The following is a 24,862-nucleotide window of genomic DNA, read 5'->3' as shown; positions in this document are numbered from 1 at the left end:
AAGAAGCCCACTCGAAAGAGTGGGCTTTTTTGCATTTCAGAGTTCTGAAAATTAGGGTTATAAAAAATAACCCAAGTAATTCGAATCCATATACCTATTATTAAGGTGCAATGTATTTGCTCTCCGCTACCTTCCAAAAAGCTTTCACTAATGGGTTTTCTAACTGGTTTTTGGTGCAACAGACGCCAAGTTCAAATGGCTTAATTGGCAATACTTTTAAGCGATTAATCTTTTCCCTTACTGGACTGTTGTTGATTACGACATCCGGTGCGATACCCACCCCACATCCCAATGCAACCATGCTTACGATGGCCTCATGTCCAGACGTTTGCGCGTAGATATTCGGTTTTATTTTCATTTTTTTGAGCCAAGTATTAGCCCTGTCCCTTGCTGTGCCTGCTTCCGGAAGAATGAATGGAATGATTGACCAATCTGGCTGCTCCTTTTGCAATTCCTCAGCAAATGAACTGACACCGACAGGAGCGATGACAGACAGAGGGATTTCACTGATCGTTTCAAACGCGATTTTGTTTGGCATCTGCTCCGATTTGGCTGAGATGGCAATATCGGCTTCATCTGCTAGTATTTTGTCGATTGCTTGAGCTGGGTCACCGGTTGATAGCTTAAATTCAATAAAAGGATGCTGAAGACGAAAATCGGAAATTAACTCTGGTAAATGGCTGTAGCTGGCGGTCACCGAACAAAAGAGACGGATTTCCCCCTTTAGCTCGCCTTCGGTTCCTTTTATATGGTTTTGATACTGTTGCCATTCACTAAGAATTTTTAACGCGACAGGCATTAATTTTTTGCCTTGGGTTGTCAGCTCTACACTGCGATTATCGCGAACAAACAGCTGTTGATTTGTTTCTTCTTCCAACTTTTGTATTTGTCGACTGAGGGCAGAAGGACTGATGTGCATGGCTGCAGCGGTTTTGGCAAAACTTTTACTCTCACAGAGATGAATGAAAAGTTGCAGGCTTTTGATATTCATTAAATCTTTATTTCCATGTTGCATAAATTGCAATAAGTAATTGTGAATATATCACTTTAAGCAACGTTATGTCTGTTTTAGTATGAAGTTATTCGGTAAGACGGTTACCGACCTTTATGGAAGAATGTTTAAGGAGCGCCCAGATGGCTAACTATTTCAATACCCTAAACTTGCGCGAGCAATTGGATCAACTTGGTCGTTGTCGCTTTATGGACCGTGAAGAATTTGTATCTGAAGCGGATTACCTGAAAGGTAAAAAAGTGGTCATTGTGGGCTGTGGTGCTCAAGGTCTAAACCAAGGCCTGAACATGCGCGATTCTGGTCTTGATGTGTCTTACGCACTACGTCAAGCTGCGATCGATGAACAGCGTCAATCGTTTAAAAACGCCAAAGATAATGGCTTTGAAGTTGGTAGCTACGAAACGCTAATTCCTCAAGCCGATCTGGTTGTTAACTTAACGCCAGACAAACAGCACACTAACGTTGTTGAGACGGTGATGCCACTAATGAAAGAAGGCGCTGCACTAGGTTACTCTCACGGTTTCAATGTTGTGGAAGAAGGCATGCAGATTCGTAAAGATCTGACCGTTGTCATGGTTGCTCCTAAGTGTCCTGGTACAGAGGTTCGTGAAGAATACAAACGTGGTTTTGGTGTTCCTACCCTAATCGCGGTTCATCCAGAGAATGATCCAAAAGGTGAAGGTTGGGATATCGCGAAAGCTTGGGCTGCAGCAACAGGTGGTCACCGTGCGGGTTGTCTTGAGTCTTCTTTTGTCGCTGAGGTGAAATCAGACCTAATGGGTGAGCAAACCATTCTATGTGGCATGCTACAAGCGGGGTCTATCGTATGTTACGAGAAGATGATTGCTGAAGGCATTGATCCGGGTTATGCAGGTAAGCTACTGCAGTACGGTTGGGAAACCATTACGGAAGCTCTGAAATTCGGTGGCATCACTCACATGATGGACCGTCTATCTAATCCAGCGAAAATCAAGGCGTTCGAGCTTTCTGAAGAATTAAAAGACCTAATGCGTCCACTTTATAACAAGCACATGGACGACATTATTTCTGGTCATTTCTCTAGCACCATGATGGCTGACTGGGCAAATGATGATAAAAATCTTCTAGGATGGCGTGCAGAAACTGGTGAAACTGCATTTGAAAATTACCCAGAAACGGACGTTGAGATTTCTGAGCAAGAGTACTTTGACAACGGCATTCTAATGATTGCAATGGTTCGTGCTGGGGTTGAACTGGCATTTGAAGCGATGACAGCTTCTGGAATCATCGATGAATCAGCGTACTACGAGTCTCTACATGAACTTCCGTTGATTGCTAATACTATCGCACGTAAGCGTCTATATGAGATGAACGTGGTTATCTCTGATACGGCTGAATATGGTAACTACCTATTTGCTAACGTAGCAACGCCTTTATTACGTGAGAAATTCATGCCTTCTGTTGGTACAGAGGTTATTGGTAAAGGTTTAGGCGAAACGTCTAACCAAGTGGATAACGCGACTCTTATCGCAGTGAACGAGACTATCCGTAACCACCCAGTGGAATACATTGGCGAAGAACTACGTGGCTATATGACGGATATGAAGCGCATCGCGGTTGGTGGCTAATTCTCTTCGCTGTACAGCATTGAAGATATTAAATGAACTCCAGACAGAGTGGAGTCGATAAATACAAAAAACACGACATCTAATTAAAAGGCTTGGTCTCCGTTGACCAAGCCTTTTCGTTTTTAGTCGATTTTTCCATGTGCTGATAAGAAAAACGCTCCTGTCGAAGGAGCGTTTGGGGGCTTATTTATCAGCTAGCTTTTCTTCAAGCTCGGCTAATTTCTTTTCCATTTCCGTCAGCTTTTGACGCGTGCGTAGTAAAACTTGAGTTTGAACATCAAATTCTTCGCGGCTTACTACATCTAGCTTATTTAGTTGGCCTTGGATTACTTGGCGAACTTTTTGATCAACGTCTGCGCCTAGCTCTTTTACTGGTGCTGGCATTGAGTCATGAATTTGTTTAGCAATTTGCTCTAATTTCTTTGGGTCAAACATAGTGGCTAAAACTCCTTTTGATTTGCCGACATTCTAAGTAAATGATACGGGAAAGTCGCCATTTAGATGGTAAAAAAGAGAGCAGCAATAAAAAAGGCCACCGAAGTGACCTTTTTATTAGCTTCTTGAGCTTATTTGTTTTCTGCTAGTTCGCGGTGCGCTGCTTTCGCTTCATCAACTCGAGCTAACTTTTCCAAGTCTTTATCTTCAACAAAAACTGGCAGTGGTTTGTGTTTTTCAGCTAAGTAGCTGTAAATCACAGGTAGTACGAATAGTGTGAACAACGTACCAATTGCCAAACCAGCCACGATTACGATACCGATACTAAAGCGCTGTGCTGCGCCTGCACCCGTTGCGTACATGAGTGGGATAAGACCCGCAATCATTGCCGCAGTAGTCATAAGAATTGGACGCAGACGAACTTTCGCTGCTTCCATTACCGCATCGATTCGAGACAGTTTGTTGTGCAGCTGCTCTTCTTTTGCTACTTCACAGATCAAGATACCGTGTTTGGTGATCAGGCCGACCAATGTAATCAGACCTACCTGCGAGTAGATGTTCATCGAGGCGGTGCCCCATGCCAACGCAATCAACGCACCACACACCGCCAGCGGTACCGATACCATGATAACAATCGGGTCACGAAGTGATTCGAATTGAATCGCAAGAACCAAGAAGATGATGGCTAACGCAAGACCAAATGTTGCGTATAGCGCGCTACCTTCCGTCACGAACTGACGTGCTTCACCCATGTAGTCGTGGTTGTAACCGGCAGGCAGTTTGTTCTGCGCTACGTCCTCGAACCAGTTAATTGCATCACCCATTGCGACGCCAGGCGATGGTACAGCACCAACGGTTGCTGAGTTCAGCTGGTTGAAGTGAGGCAGTGAGCGAGGCTCGGCGACAACATCAATAGTGATCAGGCTACCAAGTGGTACTGCTTTTCCATCCACAGAACGAACGTAGTAGTTCTTCATTGATTCTGGATTTAAACGCCATTTACGTTCAACTTGAGGAATTACCTCGTAGGAACGGCCATTTAGGTCGATACGGTTTACGTAGCCATCAGCCATCATGGTGCTTAGCGTGATACCGATGTCTTGCATCGTCACACCGTATGCGCCCGCCTTGTCTTTATCGATCTTGATCTTCATGGTTGCAGAGTCGTAGTTCAGATCTAAGTCCGAGTAGACGAACATTGGACTGCTGGCTACGTCTGTCAGAACGTCACTTGCGATCGTAAACAAGCTTTCGAAGCTGTTTGGTGTCGTGATAACGAACTGAATTGGTAGACCTGAACCCGCACCAGGCAGTTCTGGCATCTGGAATGCTGTGATTGACATGCCTGGGACGCTTGCAACTAATCCACCAACACGTTTGGTGATCTCAGATTGGCTGGCTTCACGCTCACTCCAAGGTTTAAGTGTCGCTAGACCAAACGCTTGGTTCGAGTTAGGAACACCGTTAAATACCTGCGCGTATTCTACCTCTGGTTGATCCGACAGAATCTTGTTTACATCGTTCATGGTGTTTTGGATGTAATCCAAGTTCGCGTTCGAAGGCGCCGTACCCATTAGTACAACCACACCTTTATCTTCCGAAGGTGCAAGTTCACTAGGAATGAACTTGAACAAGACTGGTAAGCTTGCAAATACAATGATTGCAAACGCAATAACAACCGGACGATGAGCCATTACCGCTTTCAACATGCCTTCGTAACGAGTGGTCATGCCATCAAGGATATGGTGAACTTTTTGCTCAAACTTGCTTGGCTTCTCGTTCGCTTTCAGCATCTTCGAACACATCATTGGTGATAGTGTCAAAGCGATGATGCCGGATACGAATACTGAACCTGCCAGTGTCAAAGCGAACTCTTTGAACAGTGAACCGGTGATACCACCCATCAATGCGATCGGCGCGTACACTGCACCTAGCGTCAATGTCATCGCGATAACTGGAACCGCAATTTCACGCGTACCAATGATTGCAGCTCGGAATGGCGATTCCCCTTCTTTGATGTGACGGTCAACGTTTTCTAGTACAACGATCGCGTCATCCACCACCAGACCGATGGCAAGAACCATTGCCAGTAGCGTCATCAAGTTCCAAGAGAAACCCATTGCCTGCATCACCATTGCCACACCAATCAATGAAAGTGGAATGGTTACGATAGGAATGATTACCGCACGGAATGAGCCCAGGAACAGTGTGATAACCACAAGTACGATGACCGCTGCTTCCAGGATGGTTTTCACCACTTCGTGAATCGATTCGTTGATCGCAATCGTAGAGTCGTACATCACGTTCATTTTGATGTTGCTTGGTAGGTTGCGCTCAAGTTGAGGCAACAGATCAAGCACGTCTGCCGCGATATTGATCGGGTTAGCACTTGGCGCTGCGTTGATCGCCGCAACCACGGCTTCTTGACCGTTTGCACTTGCGCGGTAAACGTCGTGACTCTTCTCTAGCGTTACTTTAGCGATATCACCTAGGCGAATCACATCCCCTTCACCAGTTTTCACAACTAAGGCTTCAAGTTCAGCAACGTTTGATACCTGAGTATCTGCGCTACCGTTGTAAAGCACGAACTCACCTGTCGCTTGACCCGTTGCAGATTGGTAGTTGTTGGCGTTCAAAACGCTCATCACATCGGTTGCGGTCAGCTTCAAAGCGCCCATTTTGGCAGGATCTAGCCATACGCGTAGTGCGTATTTCATACCACCATAGAGATCAACTTTGGACACACCGTTTACGGTGAACAACTGCGGGTTGATTACACGCTCAAGGTAGTCAGTGATCTGGCTTGAAGATAACTCGTCACTCGTAAAGCCGATGTACAGTACTGCCGTTGTCGAACCAGTCGACATGGTTACGGTTGGGTCTTCGGCTTCTTTTGGAAGCTGTGAACGTACCGAGTTGGTTTTCGCCAGAATGTCAGACAACGCCGCATTCGGGTCAGTATTCAACTTCATGTTTACAGTAATGGTCGATTTACCCAGTACCGATTGAGAAGTCATGTAATCAATGTTGTCGGCTTGTGCTACTGCTTGCTCCAAAGGCTGAGTAATAAAGCCTTGGATTAAGTTGGCACTTGCACCGTAGTAACTAGTGGTTACGGTAACCACCGTATTTGTCATTTCAGGGTATTCACGAACCTGCATTTTGAACACTGCTTGCAAACCAAGTAGTGCAATCAAAAAGCTGATCGATACCGCTAAAACTGGACGTTTTATAAAAACATCAGTAAAGCGCATGATGCCTCCAATTAAAGCATTGGTGTTTCAGCAGGTGGAGTAATGGCATTGCTTTCAACAATGCTAACTTTCGCGTGGTTACTTAAACGGACTTGGCCCGACGTCACCACAACATCACCTGGCTTCACGCCTTCCAAGATGTGTGCGATGTCTTTAGTACGTTCGCCCACTTTAACAACGTGTTGCTTCACGCGCTTTTCACCATCTTCTTCTGTCACGATGTAGACGTTATCGCCGTACAAAGTGAAGGTGATTGCTGTTTGAGGTAGCGTCACTTGGTTCGCCAATTTCGGCATGATGATGTTTGCACGTGCGAACATACCGCTGCGAAGTTTGCCATCGCTGTTTGGAATGTCAGCTTGTACTTGGATCAGACCACTTTGTACATTTACCGCAGGTTCAATGGCAGAAATTGAGCCTTTGAATGGCTGATCTGGGTAGGCATCTACAAAAATATCCACTTCTTGGTCAAGTTTGATACGCGAGATGTCTGTTTGAGGCACGGTAAAGCGCAGACGCATTACGCTGCTATCTTCTAGGCGAACAATGTCGCTACCAGCTTGGATGTATTGACCAAGATAAACGTTACGGATACCAACCACACCTGCAAATGGCGCTTTGATTTCACGACGATCGATGGTTGCTTTTAAACTCTCGATATCTGCTTTAAGCGAGTAGTAGTTTGCTTCAGCTTCATCGTAAGCTTCTTTAGAAATAGAACCTTTCTTAAACAGACCTTGGTAACGTTTGTATTTCGCTTCTGCTGCAGGAAGTTTCGCTTGTGAACTCTTCAAGTTCGCTTTTTCTACTTCAGAATCAAGCAAAACGAGGGGTTGGCCAGCTTCAACTTGAGTACCTGATTCAAAAGCTATCTTGTCGATAACACCGCTCGTTTCGTTCGCTACCGTCACACCTTGGTTTGGCTCGATAAAACCGATAGCCTCGATCACTGGTACCCAATCCACCGCTTTTACTTCCGTAACGGTTACTGGGAACTCAGGTTCAGGACGGTTTGCCATGTATTCAGCGATCTTTTGTTGCTTAAATAAATTGAAACCTATCACGCTGCCGAACAAGAGAACGGCGATAAGTAACATAAAGAAAGTCCACTTTTTCATTCTATTAAGAACTCCAAGTTAGTGTTTGATAATTGCATCCCAACTGGCTTCAATGGCTGCTTCCAGCGCATCGTCGTCCAATTGATAAAATCCCAAAGCATGTTTTCTCGCAAGCGCGACGCTTGCTTCAAAGCTTAATCCAGAGAGCACTTCGTTATCGAGAGGCTTAAAAACCCCTTCTTCTTTGCCCTGGTTGAAAAGGCGATCTACTTGGGCAAACATTTTTCGCTCAAGTTCCCACGTCTTGTTTCTTGTCGTGCAAGGTAACGAATCATATTGAACTCGATTACTGATGGCGTTTAAGTTGGAACCCGCCAAATTCCAGATGTTGAGCCACATGGTTCGATAGCGTTCCTTCAATGGCATGTCGTCATTAACACCCGCTTGCACTGCAGAGGCAATGCGTTTGGCTACGTTAAGACGCACTTCTTCCAATAGATGTTCTTTGTCTGAAAAATAGCGATAAATCGTCCCGGCGGCGACACCAGCTTCGTTGGCCAGCTTTTGCATAGAAAGCCCTTGAAAGCCAGACTCTGCAATTAACTGCTCCGCAGCGGCAAGTATTTGATCGCGTTTATCTACAGCAGGGTTGTCCGTCATAATCCTACTACCAGTGAATGAACGTTCATTCATTATAGCTTAAAGTCTGGTCTACTATGCAACAGAATGTTGCACCAATCGGGGTAAAATTTACGAGAAAATCACCGTAGCATTCAAAGAGCCACCCCTTTATCATAGGCGCCACATTTGTCACCCGCAGAGAATTTGTATGAAGCTGAACCCTAGACAAGATGAAGCCGTAAAATACGTGTCTGGTCCATGCCTAGTGCTTGCCGGCGCAGGCTCAGGTAAAACGCGCGTAATTACTAATAAAATTGCTTACTTGGTTCAGCAATGTGGCTACAAAGCAAGAAACATCGCGGCCGTGACCTTTACCAACAAAGCCGCCCGCGAGATGAAAGAGCGTGTTGGTCAAACCTTGGGTAAAGCCGAGTCGAAAGGTTTGATGGTTTCTACTTTCCATACATTGGGCTTGAATATCATCAAACGTGAGTACAAGCAGCTTGGGTTAAAAGCGGGCTTTTCGTTGTTTGATGATCAAGACCAGATGGCGCTGTTGAAAGAGTTGACGGAAAAGCAACTCGACGGTGATAAAGACCTACTCAAACAACTATTGAGTACGATCTCCAACTGGAAAAACGACATGTTAACGCCAGAGCAAGCCAAAGCGATGGCGAAAGGCGAGCAACAACAGCTGTTCGCTTTTTGTTTTGAGATGTACCAGAAGCAGATGAAGGCGTACAACGCGCTCGATTTTGATGACCTGATCCTGCTGCCAGTATTGCTGCTGCGTAATAATGAAGACGTGCGTCAGCGTTGGCAAAATCGCATCCGCTATCTATTGGTTGATGAATACCAAGATACCAACACCAGTCAGTATGAACTGGTCAAATTGATTGTGGGTGAGCGCGGTCGCTTGACCGTCGTGGGTGATGATGACCAATCGATTTATTCGTGGCGTGGTGCCAAACCGCAAAACTTGGTGCTGCTCGGGCAAGATTACCCGAATCTGCGTCTGATCAAGCTGGAGCAGAATTATCGCTCGACCAGTCGAATTCTTCGTGCTGCAAACATTTTGATTGCCAACAACCCGCACGTGTATGAAAAATCACTGTTCTCAGAGATTCCTGACGGCGAAAAACTGAAAGTGTTGCTAGCCAAGAACGAAGAGCACGAAGCAGAACGGGTCACGGGTGAGTTGATTGCGCACAAGTTCTTAAATCGCACGGAATATCGAGATTATGCGATTTTGTATCGCGGTAACCATCAATCGCGCTTGATTGAAAAATCACTGATGCAAAACCGCGTACCGTACAAACTGTCTGGCGGTACGTCGTTTTTCGCGCGTGCCGAAATCAAAGACATCATGGCGTATCTTCGAGTGTTGGTGAACCCTGACGATGACAACGCATTTCTGCGAATTGTGAACACGCCGCGACGCGAAATTGGCCCGGTAACGTTAGAAAAATTGGGCAGTTACGCCAATATGCGCGGCAAAAGCCTATTTGAAGCAAGCTTTGAAATGGGATTAGAACAACACCTATCGGGGCGTGGTCTCGAAAATCTGCGTCGCTTTACACAATGGTTGGTGGCGATTGCCGATCAAGCTGAGCGAGGTAACACAGTAGAAGCTGTTCGTTCCTTGGTTCGTGACATTCATTACGAAGATTGGCTGTACGAAACCTCAGCCAGCCCGAAAGCCGCTGAAATGCGCATGAAGAACGTTTCGGATCTCTACTCTTGGATTGTGGCCGACTTAGAAGGTGACAATTACGACCAAGAAGAGAAAACGCTGAAAGAAGTGGTTCAACGTTTGACCTTGCGTGACATGATGGAACGCGGCGAAGAAGACGAAGACAGCGATGCCGTTCAATTGATGACATTACACGCATCAAAAGGTCTAGAGTTTCCTTACGTGTATTTGATTGGTTCGGAAGAGGGCATATTGCCGCATCAAACCAGTATTGATGAAGATAACGTCGAAGAAGAGCGACGCTTGATGTACGTAGGCATCACCCGCGCACAGCGAGAGCTGACGTTTACCATGTGTAAAGAGCGTCGCCAGTTTGGTGAGTTGATCAAGCCGACTCAAAGTCGTTTTTTGGATGAGCTGCCGTTTGATGATGTCGAATGGGAAGTGAACAAAAAGCCTGTGTCTCAAGAAGAACGAATGGCAAAAGGCCAGGCGCACATTGCAAACCTGCGCTCGATGTTTAAGAAGTGATCTCTTTGATCTCACGGTAAATCAAGTTCACTCCAAACAAAAAGGCTTGCCGATTGGCAAGCCTTTCTTATTTCAGATGCGTCGCGTCTGGATTACAAGCCATCAATCATGTGGTCGATGGCTGCAATGATTTCATCATCAGAACAGTCCATACATGTACCTTTTGCAGGCATCGCGTTGAAGCCTTCAAGCGCGTGCTTCACTAGCACGTCTTTGCCTTGCGCGATACGCGGAGCCCAATCGTCAGCATTGCCCGATTTTGGCGCGCCGTTTACACCAGATGCGTGACAAGCAATACAGAAAGTACCGTAAACTTTGGCGCCATCACGTGGACCGGTTGGTTCTTCCTTCACAGGCTCTGAACCTGCTAGATAAACATCACCGACAGGTTTGATGCGTTCTGCGATCGCATCGTATTCAGTTTGGCTGATGTCAGAAGCTAAAGCTGCCGTAGAGAAAGTTAAGGCAGCGAACAAAACGCTAATCATTTGTCGAGACATATCCATTAAACCCACTTCACATTCCCGAGGTAAGTGACTTACCTATTTATATAGTTAGAGTATTGATACCGCGTCGAGAAAATCATTCGAAATCTCTCCGATGGCATAAAATGATTAAACAACTTGGTTGCAGCTGTTAAATCAATGTAAATAATGGGTGATTATATCCCGATAACTTGTTGCAATAAACAACAAGTTATCCATGACAGGGCGTGAATCACATCAAAAATACACTTTAAAGGCAGATAACTGTCGAAAAAGAGACCAAACGATAAAAAAAGTAAAAAAAGTACTAGACGGCATAGTGTGATATCCGTATTATTCCACTCCGCCGATAGGGCATGCGCCCGTAGCTCAGTTGGATAGAGCGTTGGCCTCCGGAGCCAAAGGTCGAAGGTTCGAATCCTTTCGGGCGTACCATACCCCGGAGGAAAAGTCGGTAAAACTCAATGGTGGCTATAGCTCAGTTGGTAGAGCCCCGGATTGTGATTCCGGTTGTCGCGAGTTCAAGTCTCGTTAGCCACCCCATTCTTTCCTTTTTGGATAGAATACGGTAGCATTGCTTCCCATCTTGATGTTGAATCAGGATAAAACATAAGTCGGTGAATAGCGCAGCTTGGTAGCGCATCTGGTTTGGGACCAGAGGGTCGGGGGTTCGAATCCCTCTTCACCGACCACTATCTAGTTTATGGCTACATAAGTAGCGGTGAACATAAAAATTTGATGGTGGCTATAGCTCAGTTGGTAGAGCCCCGGATTGTGATTCCGGTTGTCGCGAGTTCAAGTCTCGTTAGCCACCCCATTCTTTCTATAAAGAATACATGCTCGGTGAATAGCGCAGCTTGGTAGCGCATCTGGTTTGGGACCAGAGGGTCGGGGGTTCGAATCCCTCTTCACCGACCACTATTTAAAGCCTCAGTCGAAAGACTGAGGCTTTTTTGCATTTTAGCCACTCTATTTTCCTCCATATTAGCTGAGAATGGCTAGCCAGAAGATTTCTATCAGCAGAATCTCGCTTTGCGTATGAATTGTAAGGTTGGTGCAGATTTTGGTGCTTTAGACCACCCATGATCCCAATGCTTTTCGCGCAGATAAAATAAACCCCAGCTCAATGTCTGGGGTTGTGGTTTTCTTAATTCGCTGTTGTTATTGGGCGAGTGTTTTCAGGATTTCCTTTAGCTCGACGGTTTCTCGGATTTCAAAGTTCGGTGTTATCTCTGTTGGATTACTTGCGCCAGTCGCATTCACCCACACACTCAAAATACCCATGTTGTTTGCGCCTGCGATGTCTGCCGCTAGAGAGTCACCGATGTGTAAGGCTTCTTCTGGTTTGATGTCGACAAGATTCAAGGCTTTTTGGAATATGCTGGCCGCTGGTTTTTCTTCTGGCTCTTCGCCACCCACAATAACATGGTCCACCCATTCATCCATTTGTGTTGCTTTCAATTTGGGGTGCTGCGAAAAAATTGGACCGTTAGTGATCACGACAAGTTTGTAGTGCTTACGTAGATCCGTCAGCATTTCTTTTACGCCAGGGAAGAAAGTGAACGCGCCCATACGTGCAGAATCAAAATAATGTTGTGCTTGCTGAGCTTGCTCTGCATCGATGTGGATGCCGTCCTCCGCCAAAATCGTTTGGATCAGACCACAGCGAAAAGCATTTTCGTCTGGAAGAAGAGCAACCAGCTGAGGAAACTCTGCGTTGAGCTTTTTATATACCCCTTGCAAATAGCGTTGTAAGAATGCTTGAGGATCAGAGACTTGCGGATACGTTTGTTGAATCCAGGCAGCAAATTTTTGCCCTGCAGCTTTGTCTGCTTGGGATGTGCCACATAACGTCTCGTCCATATCAAAAAAAATCGCTTTAAGCACAGGGGCTCCTTTCATTCGCTACTTAGTCACTGGCGTCGAAAGCCTATTATCCCACTCTAAATCGCATCGTAAAGAGGCAATCCGTCAGCAAATTGTGCAGTTTCGTTTACGCTTAAGTGATGCTGTTCTTTTGGCTTAATCATTAAACCGCATAACGGGCGCATAATCGCAACTTTGAGGAGGTTTCCTCTGTTTTGTTGTGGTGCTCACGTTTTAGCCTTAGGTGAAGCCGGTTAACTTTGGTTTTTTATGTTTGCCGACTATTTTGTTAGTAACATTTTATGCCGAAAAATCGCTTTTGGTACGATATATTGTTTGGTAAATGTTAATGATCACACATGAATAGTGTGGTTATGGTGTGAGGTGATGTTGTGCCTACATTTAGAGCATTTTTCTAGTTTTAATGGTGCATGGCGCACAAAAATGGGGTGATATGAAAGTGGTTAAATACTTGTTAATGCATTTTTATTCGCTCATTGTGCGTGTATTCAATGTTTTTACGGCGGAATATACTTTAATTGTTGCTTTTTTGTGTGATTTTTGCCAAATTGTTTCCGCATTAAGATTTCAGAGTATTATTCTGAATTTGAACGGATTCATTCAGGTGATGAATGGCACGGGCTTTCCCAGTGCGATTCGATACCACAGACAAGGCAGTAGAGGTCTGAAATGTCACTATTAGAGGTGAAAAACCTTCGTATTGAGTATCCATCCCGACACGGCGTTCACGCGGCCGTGAAATCACTTTCGTTTAATATTGAACGAGGTGAAATCGTGGGTGTTGTTGGCGAATCCGGTGCGGGTAAGTCCACCGTTGGTAACGCCGTTATCGATTTGCTGAGCCCTCCGGGACGCGTTGCCAGTGGCGATGTCTTTTTGGATGGTGAAAAAATCTCTGGCTTAACACCAGAAGCGATGCGTAAGGTGCGTGGCTCGAAAATTGGTTTTATCTTCCAAGACCCTATGACCTCTCTTAACCCTTTGTTTACGGTTGAGCAGCAGCTAAAAGAAACCATTCATGCCAACATGAAAGTGTCTGACGATGAGGCGTATCAACGCGCGTTGTCTCTGATGCAGCAAGTCGGCATCCCTCAGCCTGAAAACCGTCTTAAACAGTATCCTCACCAGTTTTCTGGTGGTATGCGTCAGCGTGTGGTTATCGCGATCGCTTTGGCTGGTGAGCCAGATCTGATCATCGCCGATGAGCCAACCACGGCACTGGACGTATCAATCCAAGACCAAATCCTGAATCTTATCCGTGAGTTGTGTATCCAGAACAATGTTGGTTGTATGTTGGTTACGCACGACATGGGGGTGGTTTCAAACGTTACAGACCGCGTGGCGGTAATGTACCGTGGCGATCTTGTTGAGTTTGGGCCAACGGCAAAAGTGTTGGGCAACCCAGATCACCCATACACGCGCAGCTTGATTTCGGCGGTTCCTCGCTCAGACAGAAAGCTCGATCGTTTCCCTCTGGTGAGTTACATCGAAGAAGCGACAGAAATGAAGTCGCTGGACATCAAGAACCACTGGCTTGGTCAAAGCCAAGATCAGCGTGAGTACACTGGCCCGTTGTTGGATGTGAAAAACGTCAACCTAAGGTTTGTGACTAAGGACTCTTTGTTTGAAAGCCGCCGTGAGTACGTGCAGGCATCGAACAATGTGAGTTTTGAGGTGCACGAAGGTGAGACGTTTGGTCTGGTGGGTGAGTCAGGTTCGGGTAAGTCGACCATCGCGCGCGTGATTGCTGGTTTGTATGAGCCAAACTCTGGCCAAGTGAAATTTGAAGGCATCGATCTCACGGCGATGAAGTCGGAAAAAGAGCGTCGTCCGATGCGACGTCAAATGCAGATGGTGTTCCAAAACCCATACACGTCTATGAACCCTCGTATGAAGGTGTCAGACATTATTGCCGAGCCAATTCGTTTCCATAAACTCACCAAGAATGAAGCAGAAACACGTCAAATCGTGAATGATTTGCTTGATCATGTTGGTTTGGGTCGCATGGCTGGCGTGAAATATCCTCATGAATTCTCTGGTGGTCAGCGTCAGCGTATTTCGATTGCGCGCGCTCTGGCCACTCGTCCTCGACTTTTGATTTGTGATGAACCGACATCAGCGTTGGATGTGTCGGTACAGGCACAAATTCTGAACTTGCTAAAAGATCTGCAAAGTGAACTGAACCTAACGATGTTGTTTATCAGTCACGATTTACCGGTGATTCGTCAGATGTGTGACCGAGTAGGTGTAATGCAGATGGGCACGTTATTGGAAGTCGCGCCTACCGAGCAGCTCTTTACTGCTCCACAGCACGAATACAGCAAAAAATTGATCTCTCTAATGCCTGAATTTACGGGCTTGCGAGAAGAAATCAAAACGGCATAAACCAAGTATTTCGCTTGGCTGATCTTTAGTCATTATAAAGACGCAAACACAATAACAAGGGATCCGGATCCCCGCATGAAGGAGTTATGCAAATGAAAACCATGAAAAGCAAATTAGCAGTGGCGCTAATGGCTGCGGGCCTTAGTTTTAATGCGCTAGCAGCAGATATTAAAGTTGGCTACGCTGCTGACCCAGTATCGCTTGACCCGCATGAGCAATTGTCTGGCGGTACACTGCAAATGTCACACATGGTATTTGACCCTCTAGTTCGTTTCACTCAAACAATGGACTTCGAACCTCGTCTAGCAGAAAGCTGGGAACGTGTTAACGACACAACGGTACGCTTCAAACTGCGTGAAGGCGTGAAGTTCCACTCTGGTAACTCGCTAACAGCGGATGATGTGGTGTGGACATTTGAGCGTCTACAAAGTTCTCCAGACTTTAAAGCGATCTTCGACCCGTACGAGAAAATCGTAAAAGTGGATGACTACACGTTCGATTTGGTTACTAAAGGCCCATACCCACTTGTTCTGCAAACGGCGACGTACATCTTCCCTATGGACAGCAAGTTCTACTCAGGTAAGACAGAAGACGGCAAAGACAAGTCTGAACTAGTGAAGCACGGTAACTCATTTGCATCGACTCACGTTTCCGGTACTGGCCCATTCATCGTGACATCACGTGAACAAGGCGTAAAAGTGGAATTTGAACGCTTCAAAGATTACTGGGATAAAGCGTCGAAAGGTAACGTTGATAAGCTAACGCTAGTACCAATCAAAGAAGACGCGACTCGTGTGGCTGCGCTTCTTTCTGGTGGCGTCGATATGATTCACCCAGTAGCGCCAAACGATCACCAACGTGTGAAAGACGCGAAAGGCATCGATCTCGTGACACTACCTGGTACGCGAATCATCACGTTCCAAATGAACCAAAACAGCAATGAAGCGTTGAAAGACGTGCGCGTTCGTCAAGCTATCGTGCATGCGATCAACAACGAAGGCATCGTGAAGAAAATCATGAAAGGTTTCGCGACAGCTGCTGGTCAGCAAAGCCCTGCTGGTTACGTTGGTCACAACGAAAAACTGGTTCCTCGCTACGATCTGAAGAAAGCTAAAGAGTTGATGAAAGAAGCGGGCTACGAGAACGGCTTTGCCCTAACTATGATTGCGCCAAACAACCGTTACGTGAACGATGCAAAAGTTGCACAGGCTGCGGCGGCAATGTTGTCTAAGATTGGTATTAAGGTTGATCTGAAAACCATGCCAAAAGCGCAATACTGGCCAGAGTTTGATAAGTGTGCGGGTGACATGCTGATGATCGGTTGGCACTCAGACACTGAAGACTCTGCGAACTTCAACGAGTTCCTAACAATGACTCGTAACGAAGAGACAGGTCGTGGCCAGTACAACTGTGGTTACTACTCAAACCCAGAAATGGACAAAATTGTAGAAGCAGCGAACGTGGAAACGGATCCAGCGAAACGTGCAGAAATGCTAAAAGGCGTTGAAGCGACGCTTTACAACGACGCAGCATTTGTACCGCTACACTGGCAAAGTGAAGCGTGGGGCGCGAAGTCTAACGTGAAAGCAGCAGACATTGTGAACCCAATGGTTATGCCTTACTTCGGTGACCTAGTGGTTGAATAATCACATGATGTAGTTAGAAGGAGGGGACGTATTCCCTCCTTCATGAGCTTCTCTCAAGGAATGCTTGATGAGGCTCATCACTCAGCTCAGTTTTGTTTCAGTCGGATTGAGCGAGTTTTACAGACTGAATTTTCTCTCTAAATTTAGAGATCTATGGATAGTTAAGGGGCAAGGAATGTTTTCGTTTCTGGTCAAGCGCCTGTTTCAGGCACTGATAGTGATGTTTGTGATCAGTTTGGTGGCGTTTGCCATTCAGGACAACCTGGGTGACCCGCTGCGTGAGCTTGTAGGTCAGTCGGTTTCAGAGTCGGAGCGTCAAGCGCTGCGTGATGAACTGGGCCTGAACGATCCCTTTATCACAAAGTACACTCGCTTTGTCGGTAATGCACTGCAAGGTGATTTAGGTACGTCTTACTTTTTCAAGCGCCCAGCGGTTGAGGTTATTCTTGATAAGCTGGTGGCGACACTAGAGCTCGTGTTTGGCGCGACGCTCATCATTATTGTTTTATCGATACCACTTGGGGTGTACTCCGCGATTCACCCGAAAAGTCTCTTCACCAAATTTGTCATGGCGATGAGTAGCGTCGGCATCTCGATTCCGGTCTTCCTGACGGCGATCATGCTGATGTACGTCTTCTCCATAGAGCTTGGTTGGCTGCCTTCCTACGGGCGGGGTGAGACCGTCAACGTGCTCGGTTGGGAGTCTGGCTTCTTTACCATTGATGGTATCAAGCACCTGATCTTGCCGTGTATTGCGCTGGCATCGATCATGTTGCCGCTGTTTATCCGTCTGGTTCGTTCAGAAATGCTGGAAGTACTGAGTTCGGAATACATCAAGTTCGCTAAGGCTAAAGGCCTGAACTTACAAAAGATTTATTACCAACATGCACTTAAGAACACCATGCTACCGGTACTGACGGTAGGTGGCGTGCAAATTGGTACCATGGTGGCCTACACCATCCTCACAGAAACCGTGTTCCAATGGCCGGGCACTGGCTTCCTTTTCCTAGAGGCGATTAACCGTGTTGATACACCGCTAATCACAGCCTACGTAATCTTTGTTGGTCTGATCTTCGTGGTAACCAATACCATCGTTGACTTGCTGTACGGCATCATCAACCCAACTGTGAACCTAACTGGAAAAGGAGCTTAATCATGAGCCAAACCAATACTCCTGCTGCTCCTTCAGCCGTTCCATCTGCGTGGGAGCGCTTTAAAAACTCGGATTTCTTGTACTACTTCAAGCGCGACAAAGTGGCGATGGCGAGTTTTACGGTGTTTCTGATGTTCTTGGTGCTGGCACTGGCGGCGCCAATTCTGGCACCAACTGACCCGTACGATCTGACATCTATCGATATCATGGATTCAGAATTACCACCATCTTGGATGGACGGCGGTGAAGAACGCTTTGTGCTCGGTACGGATGAGCAAGGCCGTGATATTTTATCGACCATTCTTTACGGCTCTCGTTTGTCGCTGACGATCGGTTTCCTCGCGGTCGGTCTACAGCTTGTACTGGGCATCATCATTGGTTTGTCGGCAGGCTACTTCGGCGGTCGTATCGATAGCTTCTTGATGCGTTTTGCAGATGTGCAGTTGTCGTTTTCAACCATGATGGTAGCGATCATCGTCTCGGCCATTTTCAAAGCCAGCTTTGGCAGCGATTTTTACAGCCAATACGCGGTCGTGATGCTGGTGGTGATCATCGGTGTGGCTGAATGGCCACAGTACGCGCGTACGATTCGTGCATCGGTACTGGCAGAGAAGAAGAAAGAATACGTAGAAGCGGCACGCGTGATGGGCTTTAAAGCTCCACGCATCATGTTCCGCCATATTTTGCCGAACTGTTTGTCACCAATCTTGGTTATCTCAACCGTTCAGGTGGCCAACGCCATCATGTCGGAAGCGGCGCTGTCGTTCCTAGGTTTGGGTCTGCCAGTTGACCAACCATCTTTGGGCGCGTTGATCAGCATCGGCTTTAACTACATCTTCTCTGGTGCTTGGTGGATTACAGCCTTCCCAGGTATTGTGCTAGTTACTTTGGTACTGGTTATTAACCTTCTGGGTGACTGGTTACGTGATGTATTTAACCCGAAACTGTACAAAGGTTAAGAATTTAGACATAGAGCATTGTTAAATCGCTCATTTCCTTCCTAAACTGAGAGCCGGATGCAATTCCGGCTCTTTTTTTGCTTGTTATTCTTTATTCACATTTTTTTGGCGCTTTGCCGCCATAATGACCTTACCCACTAGTTCAGAGTGAAGCGTATGGAAATGAAGAAGGCACACCTCTCATCACGCATTGTCCAATCAGGCCTCAGCTTAGGAGGGCTATTGCTGTGCGCCCAATTTTCAGCCCCGGTATTGGCCGATGACTTTCTTTGTCAGGCGACTCAAGCGAGCGACAAAGAACTGCCGATGCTAGAGAAAAGTTGCCCAATCGGTCAGGGTGTTTGGGGAAAGAAAGTGCCGCAAAGAGGCAATGATTTCTATTGGATTCAATGTGGCTTGCTGCCTAAACCAATGCCACTTGCCAAAGCCAAACCCATTTACAGCAAAATCACCACCGATGTTTGGATGAAGCCCGAAGCAAAGGGCTATCGTTGTCTTATTGGGCCTTATACAGAATTTTCTAAAGCGTCTGCTGATTTGCGAGGAGTCAAAACCTTGTCGAACTATCGCGAGGCATTTATTCGTGTGGTTGGCAAAGGTAGTGACAACACCGTGAAGCAAATGCAGCCGTCATCAAAGTCGACTCCTGTCGCCAAACCCAACGTCGCACCGAAGCCTGTTGCGCCAGTCGTGGCCAGTCGTCCAGATACCGAGGCGTTTAAAGCTTCTGCGACAAAAACGACAGCGCAGCCAGTTACGGCAAAAGAGCCGAAACCGAGCACGACAACAAAACCGGTAGCGAAAGCAAAACCAACACCGAGCGTAAAAGGCAATGGAGAGGTGGAAGTGCGCTTGCGAGCGTCTCTACATGGCAAAACGTATGTCGTGCCTTACCTGTTAGATAATCAGTTTTATATGGAATATGGTAAGCCGTGGAATCGACTCAACTACGAAAGCTCGCAACAGATTTGTCAGCAGTTGGGCATGTCGCTCGCTACGGCGACTGAATTTAAAGCGTTGCGAGATTCTGGTGTGATGGAGAAGAACAAATGGCCGCTGCAATTGCCGTATTGGGGTAAAGATAAGAAAGGCTTGTTTGCCGATCGAGAACCAAATCAGTTAACCGGCACGTCGTTGTTGAATGTGATGTGTGTGAAGTAGCGGTTGTTCATCCTTAATGCCTCCATACATTTTAGGACGAAACGCGCTTTTTAAAACGAAGAAAGCCCCGCGATGCGGGGCTTTTTTGCGGTCTCAAATATTGTTGCTACTTGAGAGGTGTTTCTTTGTGACAGTTTGAGCAAATGTACACTTCTTTGATACCGACAAATCGTTCCCAGAAGGTTCGACGTCTTCTACGTAAATGCACACTGCCGCAACAAGGGTTGACGATGGTTGCTTTAGTCATCGTCACCTGGCTCCAAAATTGGTAGTGAAGCCGCGATGCTTGTCATTACTTCTTTGTTGTGAGAGTACAGGCCATATTCCGGCGCTGATTCATGACCGTTTTGCTCTTTACTCCAATGGATACCGATGTAGAAATCACCAAAATCACGGTTGATGTAACGATGACGAGTTTTGTAATCTGATTGTGAGCCCGTTTCTTCTAGAATCAGCAGTTCACGACCTTCATCATCCTTGATTTCCCAGTTTCCTGGCGTTTGGAAGCCGGTCGGCATGAACGACGAGTAATTGTAAGTGTCAGCGTCGTATTCGTACGTACCTGAAGAGTATTTCAGGATTTTGTCGTCGTCTTTGCCTTTACTTTCTACCATCAAGTCATGCTCTACCGTGCCATGCTTGATGTGTTCTGCAACCGAAAGTGATTCCGCAAACGGTGTGTTGCTTGAATCCATCCAGAACAGTTCATCATCTGAGATTTTAACGATAATCTGAGTGCCGTTATTCCCGGTTTTGTGCTGGTACAGCATTTCATACTCTTCGCCGTAGCTGTTGTATAGCTTGCCGTCTTTTAGCTCGACGTCTTCACAGTCTTTGTTGTTGTATTCCGCGTAACCGGTTTGTTGGTCAAGATCTGCAAGAATGGCGTAGGCATCGTGTTCCCATGTGTTTTCTAGGACGTCGCTGATGTTCGCTTTGTACTCTTGGTTCATCTCATCGTGGTTTGAACCCCAGCAGAATAGTAGGCCCTCAGAGTCTTGCATCAACATGGCATAGCCAATTTCACCATCTTTTTGCGCAAAGCTACCCATTTTCCATTCTTGACCGTTGAAGTGCGCTTGCGTGAAGCCCAAAGTCGGTACTACTGGTGGTGGCGTAACGCCTTCTTTTACTTCTGGCATGCTGAGTGCAATCTGCACTGCGGTATGACCATCTGTTGCGCTAATGGTAAGTGCTGCACCAGATTCACCAGCTTTTGTCGGTGTGCCTTTAATGGTGATAATCGCATTGCCATCTTCAATTGCTGATAGGCCTTCAATGTCTACGTAGTCCGCTGAGTAGTCGGTGATCTGACCGTCTTTATCTTGGAACAAACCAGAAACATCGAGCGTTTGTTCAAACAGTTCGCCCTGTTGTAGGTACCAGGCATCAACAATGGATTGTAGGCGAGCTTGCTCTGCTTCAACAACCATTGGTGGTAAGTTTGCAGATTCGATTTCGATTTCGAATACTGTGCTCACAGTTGATAGCACATCCCCGTTAGAGTTTTTGTCCTGCGCCGTTAGAACAATCTCAAAATCACCGGATTTTTCTACGATAGCGGCTGGGTGTAGAACAATTAGGTTACCAACTTGCTCAACTTCAATGCCTGTGCCCGCTAAATTATGCGTCAGTTTTGTGCTCACAAGGCTTTGGTCTTTGTCTTTGAAAAGACCTTCGATGTTTAGCTCAACGCCATCAAATGCGGCACCTTTTACGATTTCTGGTAGCTTATCCAGTTTATCTTCAGCTGCGTCTTCTATGGTTTCGTTGACGGTTAGCTTGTTGTTGACTACCGTTTCAGGCGCTAAGTTGTCGCTATTCGGCGTGCTATCAGTGATGACTGGACGTAGGCTTGGGTCATTGATGTTTTCGCCAGACGCGACAAGACGATCCACTTCTTGGTTTGCCGCTTGAGCAAACTCTGTCGCTTTCTTCTCGTAATTTGTTGGGTTTTGCGCTTTAGATTCTGTCAGAATCTGAGCGGTTTTATGTAGTTCGGCGTTTTTTGTCGCACCTTCAACAAAGTCACTGTACAGATCAATCGGAGCTTCCTCTGAGCCTCCCAATGCTTTGTTTACGTTTGCTTTCGCGTCTTCTTCAGTAATTGAAGGGTCTTTTGCCATTTCAATCGCCACAAGGTCCGTGATAGGTGAGATCACGTTAGACGATGATGGTGCGCGGAATACGATTTCGTGCGCCATAGCTTGGCTTGGGTGGTCCATATCTACGGTGTAGGTGCCAGCGTATTTCTTGGCATCCAAGGCGATAAGTTGTTTCTGTTTCGCACCGTTTGGAACGAGAGTTTGCAGTGCTAAAGTTTTTTCTGGTTTAGCGGCCAGTGTAAGCTGACCTTTCTCATCGGTCAGACCAAGAATAGATTCTTGAGTGTCCCATTGACCGTTGTTGTTCGTGTCTTCAAAAACAACTGCATTTTTGAAGTAGCCGTCAAAACCTGTGATCACAACACCGTTGCTTGCACTGCTTGAACCGCTATCTGAACCGCCACAGCCTGTAAGAGCGATAGCCACTGACGCTGCTAATAAACTCACCTTATTCATTATTCATTTGTCCTTGTTCGTTTCCGAATGAGAAAGTCGCTTTTTTTATTGTTGTTTTTCTTAAATCTCACTAGTGAGATTTAAGAAAGTTGTGTCTTTTTAATCACTATTGAGTAAGTGTTCAAGACACGAAAAACCGCATAAAACCCGTAAAATTTATTTGAGTTTTTTGTCGATGAGGAAGGAAATGAGACTTTGATCACGGTTCCACTTTTTGTTTTTAGTGATTTAATGGTCAAAATAACATTGTGTATTTTAAGTGGTTATTTTTTGTTGCTTGAGCGTAACGGCTTTGGGCTGTGATAAATCATATTGATTTTAAATTCTTCAACGCGATCAGCCAGTTCAGGCTTTGGACGCAAAATGTAGCTGTACACCTCGCCATCAAGTAGTTCGTCGTAAGGCGAGTAGCTCAGATCAAATGCTAACGATTGTTGTCTGGTCGTGGGGTTACTAATGTATTCGTAGCAGTCTATTAGGTAAGTCGGATCGTAGGGGTTAGGATCGGAGATGATGTCGACCTGATAGTCTCCTTGACCAGCAATGACATGGCTGCCATACCAGATGGCGACATCAGCACAATACAAGTTTGGATTGTAAGTGCGTAAGTTGAGATCGGAATCGATGCTTTCACCATGAGGCCCAATGACTTGAGTTCCATGGTGATAAATATAATTGCCAATTTCAGCCACGAGATAATCGCCGTTAGGGAGAGGTAGCAAATAGTCAAAAAAGGATATCTGGTATAAATATCGTCCTGTCGGTGCGTTGATGCGTTTTTCCATCGATTGCTTGTTCTTTTGCATGGTATAGCTTTCGAATTGTTTGCCATCAAACACGGTGGTGAAATAGTTCTGAGTCTCTTTATGAACCTGAGATGGGTACACCTTTTTGGTGGTCCAGATTTGACGAGCACCATTTGCGCTAACAATCAACGAGTCATCACTGATTTTATAATGGCCCACTTTTTTTAGTGCTCCCTTTTCTGGGCATAAGCGCTTGTTGTTGGAGGCGGCAAAGTACACTTCTTCGTTTTCAAACTGAAACGCTTCGCAATACACCACTTCATACGCGTACGCGATACCGCCAAGGTTTTGTGTGGTTTCGAGGCGATACACAATGTCACCGACCAAAGGATGGTCGGTGTTGTTTTGCTCTTCTTTAACGACTGGCAATTCAAAACGGGTCGTGACCCAGGCGTAATCTTCTTCACCATGATGGTTGTCACGAGCTGCCACGGCTAAGTAAGTGGTTTGGTCGATTTCTTCTGGCGCACCTTGTACAACGATTTGGCCTTGGTTGAGCACCTGAAGACCATTGGCGTTTTCTAACCAGATCCGAGTTGTGAGCAGGTCACCATCGGGGTCTTCAAACAATTGGTTCAGACTTAACGAATTGCTGATCGGCTTGTTCTGCGTTAGCTCCCAACCATAAATGATGGTTTGCAGTTGCTGTTCGACCGATAGATTGATGATGGGTTTGCTGTTGTTCGCCGCATCAACCTTGGGTTGTGGTGTCACCGCCGTCAGATCGTAAGGGTAGTAACCATCAAGCGTATCGAAAGGGTTCTCGGCGATGTTTTGTTGATCGAATGGCGTCGCATTAAGCACTGCATCTAAATCGAGAGAGCTCGAGCCATCCAACGCCGATGTTGTGAGCGCCTGCTTCACCTCAATTAACGACGTACGTTCACCATAGTGATGTTGGCTTTTTCTTTTATCGACAGGAGCGCTGTTTAAAGAGCTGGCCGCAGACGCCATGCTGCTCTCGTCACTTAACAAGTAAACACCCAATAAACCGGCGCCGATCGCGCCGATAATCCACAGTTTCTTGGTCATGATTTATGCGTGTGCCATTCTTGATTGCAGCCAGCTGCGTGAGAACTTGAGGTCTTTTTCGATTAGGCTTGCGCTGCACTCTAGCAGTTCGCTGATCTCCTGGTTCTTCATGCCCATCAAGTATTTGAGTTTTAAGGCGCTCGATTGACGTGGGTAGCGTGTGCTAAAGCTATCTAAGGCTTTGTCCATGATGATCAACTGCTCAAAGCGGTCTTCTTCGTCCTTCATCAATGTGATGTGTTGGCGTTTTTGCGCTTGGTGTGAGCGAGCGTTGTCGATCAATATTTGGCGCATGACTTTAGCTGCCATTAAGAAAAAATCACGCTTGGTGGCGATTTCACTCATGTCGCAGTTTGACATCTTTAGGTAAGCATCATGAATCAATGCGGTGGTGCTGTTGACGCTGTCTGCCAATACCATGTTGTCGGTGCCGTATTTTTCGGCGTTGCGCTCACGTTCTTGTTGGGCGATTTTACGCAGTTGCAAATAGGCGAATTGGTACAGCTCGCTTTCGGCTTGTTTATTACCAGACTGCCACTGCTGAATAATGTGGGTTAGGGCTGAAGTCGTTGCCAT

General features: G+C 46.2%; 17 protein-coding genes and 5 tRNA genes. 12 read left to right on the top strand and 10 right to left on the bottom strand.

The features are described from left to right. Positions 1 to 100 precede the first annotated feature (100 nt). The gene (gene ilvY / locus ACF8EG_RS10020) at positions 101 to 991 is read right to left on the bottom strand and encodes an HTH-type transcriptional activator IlvY (protein WP_005455228.1); all 891 of its coding nucleotides are present in this window, start codon (positions 989 to 991) and stop codon (positions 101 to 103) included. A gap of 143 nt (positions 992 to 1,134) precedes the next feature. Here ilvY and ilvC point away from each other — a divergent pair, with 143 nt between their 5' ends. Beyond that, positions 1,135 to 2,619: a ketol-acid reductoisomerase gene (gene ilvC / locus ACF8EG_RS10015; RefSeq protein ID WP_025501944.1), complete on the top strand. Its 1,485-nt coding sequence runs from the start codon at positions 1,135 to 1,137 to the stop codon at positions 2,617 to 2,619. Positions 2,620 to 2,802: 183 nt separating this feature from the next. On the opposite strand, the gene ACF8EG_RS10010 is transcribed toward ilvC, so the two are convergent. The 4 genes from ACF8EG_RS10010 to ACF8EG_RS09995 form a co-directional block, all read right to left on the bottom strand. After that, entirely contained in the window at positions 2,803 to 3,054 is a 252-nt protein-coding gene (locus tag ACF8EG_RS10010) for an accessory factor UbiK family protein (RefSeq protein WP_005487540.1), read from the bottom strand. Between the two features lie 131 nt (positions 3,055 to 3,185). After that, complete coding sequence (gene vmeD / locus ACF8EG_RS10005; RefSeq protein WP_005478703.1) at positions 3,186 to 6,308, bottom strand: multidrug efflux RND transporter permease subunit VmeD; 3,123 nt, start codon at positions 6,306 to 6,308, stop codon at positions 3,186 to 3,188. Positions 6,309 to 6,319: 11 nt separating this feature from the next. Further along, entirely contained in the window at positions 6,320 to 7,426 is a 1,107-nt protein-coding gene (vmeC, locus tag ACF8EG_RS10000; protein WP_005487557.1) for a multidrug efflux RND transporter periplasmic adaptor subunit VmeC, read from the bottom strand. Between the two features lie 18 nt (positions 7,427 to 7,444). Then, on the bottom strand, positions 7,445 to 8,026 hold the full coding sequence (locus tag ACF8EG_RS09995) for a TetR/AcrR family transcriptional regulator (RefSeq protein WP_005487525.1): 582 nt from the start codon (positions 8,024 to 8,026) through the stop codon (positions 7,445 to 7,447). A gap of 169 nt (positions 8,027 to 8,195) precedes the next feature. Here ACF8EG_RS09995 and rep point away from each other — a divergent pair, with 169 nt between their 5' ends. Then, positions 8,196 to 10,211, top strand: coding sequence for a DNA helicase Rep (gene rep / locus ACF8EG_RS09990; protein ID WP_005455214.1), 2,016 nt, complete (start codon positions 8,196 to 8,198; stop codon positions 10,209 to 10,211). A 92-nt stretch (positions 10,212 to 10,303) separates the two neighbouring features. Here the strand turns inward: rep and ACF8EG_RS09985 are convergent, their stop codons facing one another. Continuing rightward, positions 10,304 to 10,717, bottom strand: coding sequence for a cytochrome c5 family protein (locus tag ACF8EG_RS09985; RefSeq protein WP_005455203.1), 414 nt, complete (start codon positions 10,715 to 10,717; stop codon positions 10,304 to 10,306). A 337-nt stretch (positions 10,718 to 11,054) separates the two neighbouring features. On the opposite strand from ACF8EG_RS09985, the gene ACF8EG_RS09980 reads away from it, so the two are divergent. From ACF8EG_RS09980 to ACF8EG_RS09960, 5 genes are all read left to right on the top strand, one after another. Further along, positions 11,055 to 11,131: transfer RNA gene (locus ACF8EG_RS09980), tRNA-Arg, on the top strand. Between the two features lie 32 nt (positions 11,132 to 11,163). Then, positions 11,164 to 11,239 (top strand) — tRNA-His (locus tag ACF8EG_RS09975). Between the two features lie 72 nt (positions 11,240 to 11,311). Beyond that, positions 11,312 to 11,388 (top strand) — tRNA-Pro (locus tag ACF8EG_RS09970). A gap of 49 nt (positions 11,389 to 11,437) precedes the next feature. Beyond that, a tRNA-His gene (locus ACF8EG_RS09965) sits at positions 11,438 to 11,513 on the top strand. Between the two features lie 24 nt (positions 11,514 to 11,537). Next, a tRNA-Pro gene (locus tag ACF8EG_RS09960) sits at positions 11,538 to 11,614 on the top strand. A gap of 243 nt (positions 11,615 to 11,857) precedes the next feature. On the opposite strand, the gene ACF8EG_RS09955 is transcribed toward ACF8EG_RS09960, so the two are convergent. After that, a complete protein-coding gene (locus ACF8EG_RS09955) occupies positions 11,858 to 12,583 on the bottom strand; it encodes an HAD family hydrolase (RefSeq protein ID WP_141179742.1) in 726 nt (241 codons plus the stop codon). 669 nt (positions 12,584 to 13,252) lie between these two features. On the opposite strand from ACF8EG_RS09955, the gene ACF8EG_RS09950 reads away from it, so the two are divergent. The 5 genes from ACF8EG_RS09950 (at position 13,253) to ACF8EG_RS09930 (ending at position 19,887) form a co-directional block, all read left to right on the top strand. Beyond that, complete coding sequence (locus ACF8EG_RS09950) at positions 13,253 to 14,968, top strand: ABC transporter ATP-binding protein (protein WP_015296042.1); 1,716 nt, start codon at positions 13,253 to 13,255, stop codon at positions 14,966 to 14,968. Positions 14,969 to 15,060: 92 nt separating this feature from the next. Further along, positions 15,061 to 16,614, top strand: coding sequence for an ABC transporter substrate-binding protein (locus tag ACF8EG_RS09945; protein ID WP_005478744.1), 1,554 nt, complete (start codon positions 15,061 to 15,063; stop codon positions 16,612 to 16,614). 175 nt (positions 16,615 to 16,789) lie between these two features. Then, on the top strand, positions 16,790 to 17,767 hold the full coding sequence (locus ACF8EG_RS09940) for an ABC transporter permease (RefSeq protein WP_069506309.1): 978 nt from the start codon (positions 16,790 to 16,792) through the stop codon (positions 17,765 to 17,767). A 2-nt stretch (positions 17,768 to 17,769) separates the two neighbouring features. Next, a complete protein-coding gene (locus ACF8EG_RS09935; RefSeq protein WP_005455202.1) occupies positions 17,770 to 18,726 on the top strand; it encodes an ABC transporter permease in 957 nt (318 codons plus the stop codon). Between the two features lie 156 nt (positions 18,727 to 18,882). Then, a complete protein-coding gene (locus ACF8EG_RS09930) occupies positions 18,883 to 19,887 on the top strand; it encodes an SPOR domain-containing protein (RefSeq protein ID WP_025562306.1) in 1,005 nt (334 codons plus the stop codon). A 239-nt stretch (positions 19,888 to 20,126) separates the two neighbouring features. On the opposite strand, the gene ACF8EG_RS09925 is transcribed toward ACF8EG_RS09930, so the two are convergent. The 3 genes from ACF8EG_RS09925 to ACF8EG_RS09915 form a co-directional block, all read right to left on the bottom strand. After that, positions 20,127 to 22,448, bottom strand: a complete 2,322-nt coding sequence (locus ACF8EG_RS09925) for an acid phosphatase (protein WP_069506311.1) — start codon at positions 22,446 to 22,448, stop codon at positions 20,127 to 20,129. A gap of 263 nt (positions 22,449 to 22,711) precedes the next feature. Next, positions 22,712 to 24,286: a hypothetical protein gene (locus ACF8EG_RS09920; RefSeq protein ID WP_069506314.1), complete on the bottom strand. Its 1,575-nt coding sequence runs from the start codon at positions 24,284 to 24,286 to the stop codon at positions 22,712 to 22,714. Positions 24,287 to 24,289: 3 nt separating this feature from the next. Further along, the gene (locus ACF8EG_RS09915; protein WP_005455178.1) at positions 24,290 to 24,862 is read right to left on the bottom strand and encodes a sigma-70 family RNA polymerase sigma factor; all 573 of its coding nucleotides are present in this window, start codon (positions 24,860 to 24,862) and stop codon (positions 24,290 to 24,292) included.

The sequence above is a fragment of the Vibrio sp. YQ_11 genome (assembly GCF_043103065.1).
Taxonomy (GTDB): Bacteria; Pseudomonadota; Gammaproteobacteria; order Enterobacterales; family Vibrionaceae; genus Vibrio; species Vibrio parahaemolyticus.
This window is presented reverse-complemented; position numbering and strand designations above follow the sequence as displayed.

Bases quoted from the DNA above. Each gene is read 5' to 3' on its own strand.
- ilvY (WP_005455228.1), bottom strand. From the start codon at position 991: ATGAATATCAAAAGCCTGCAACTTTTCATTCATCTCTGTGAGAGTAAA.
- ilvC (WP_025501944.1), top strand. From the start codon at position 1,135: ATGGCTAACTATTTCAATACCCTAAACTTGCGCGAGCAATTGGATCAA.
- ACF8EG_RS10010 (WP_005487540.1), bottom strand. From the start codon at position 3,054: ATGTTTGACCCAAAGAAATTAGAGCAAATTGCTAAACAAATTCATGAC.
- vmeD (WP_005478703.1), bottom strand. From the start codon at position 6,308: ATGCGCTTTACTGATGTTTTTATAAAACGTCCAGTTTTAGCGGTATCG.
- vmeC (WP_005487557.1), bottom strand. From the start codon at position 7,426: ATGAAAAAGTGGACTTTCTTTATGTTACTTATCGCCGTTCTCTTGTTC.
- ACF8EG_RS09995 (WP_005487525.1), bottom strand. From the start codon at position 8,026: ATGACGGACAACCCTGCTGTAGATAAACGCGATCAAATACTTGCCGCT.
- rep (WP_005455214.1), top strand. From the start codon at position 8,196: ATGAAGCTGAACCCTAGACAAGATGAAGCCGTAAAATACGTGTCTGGT.
- ACF8EG_RS09985 (WP_005455203.1), bottom strand. From the start codon at position 10,717: ATGGATATGTCTCGACAAATGATTAGCGTTTTGTTCGCTGCCTTAACT.
- ACF8EG_RS09950 (WP_015296042.1), top strand. From the start codon at position 13,253: ATGTCACTATTAGAGGTGAAAAACCTTCGTATTGAGTATCCATCCCGA.
- ACF8EG_RS09945 (WP_005478744.1), top strand. From the start codon at position 15,061: ATGAAAACCATGAAAAGCAAATTAGCAGTGGCGCTAATGGCTGCGGGC.
- ACF8EG_RS09940 (WP_069506309.1), top strand. From the start codon at position 16,790: ATGTTTTCGTTTCTGGTCAAGCGCCTGTTTCAGGCACTGATAGTGATG.
- ACF8EG_RS09935 (WP_005455202.1), top strand. From the start codon at position 17,770: ATGAGCCAAACCAATACTCCTGCTGCTCCTTCAGCCGTTCCATCTGCG.
- ACF8EG_RS09930 (WP_025562306.1), top strand. From the start codon at position 18,883: ATGGAAATGAAGAAGGCACACCTCTCATCACGCATTGTCCAATCAGGC.
- ACF8EG_RS09925 (WP_069506311.1), bottom strand. From the start codon at position 22,448: ATGAATAAGGTGAGTTTATTAGCAGCGTCAGTGGCTATCGCTCTTACA.
- ACF8EG_RS09920 (WP_069506314.1), bottom strand. From the start codon at position 24,286: ATGACCAAGAAACTGTGGATTATCGGCGCGATCGGCGCCGGTTTATTG.
- ACF8EG_RS09915 (WP_005455178.1), bottom strand. From the start codon at position 24,862: ATGGCAACGACTTCAGCCCTAACCCACATTATTCAGCAGTGGCAGTCT.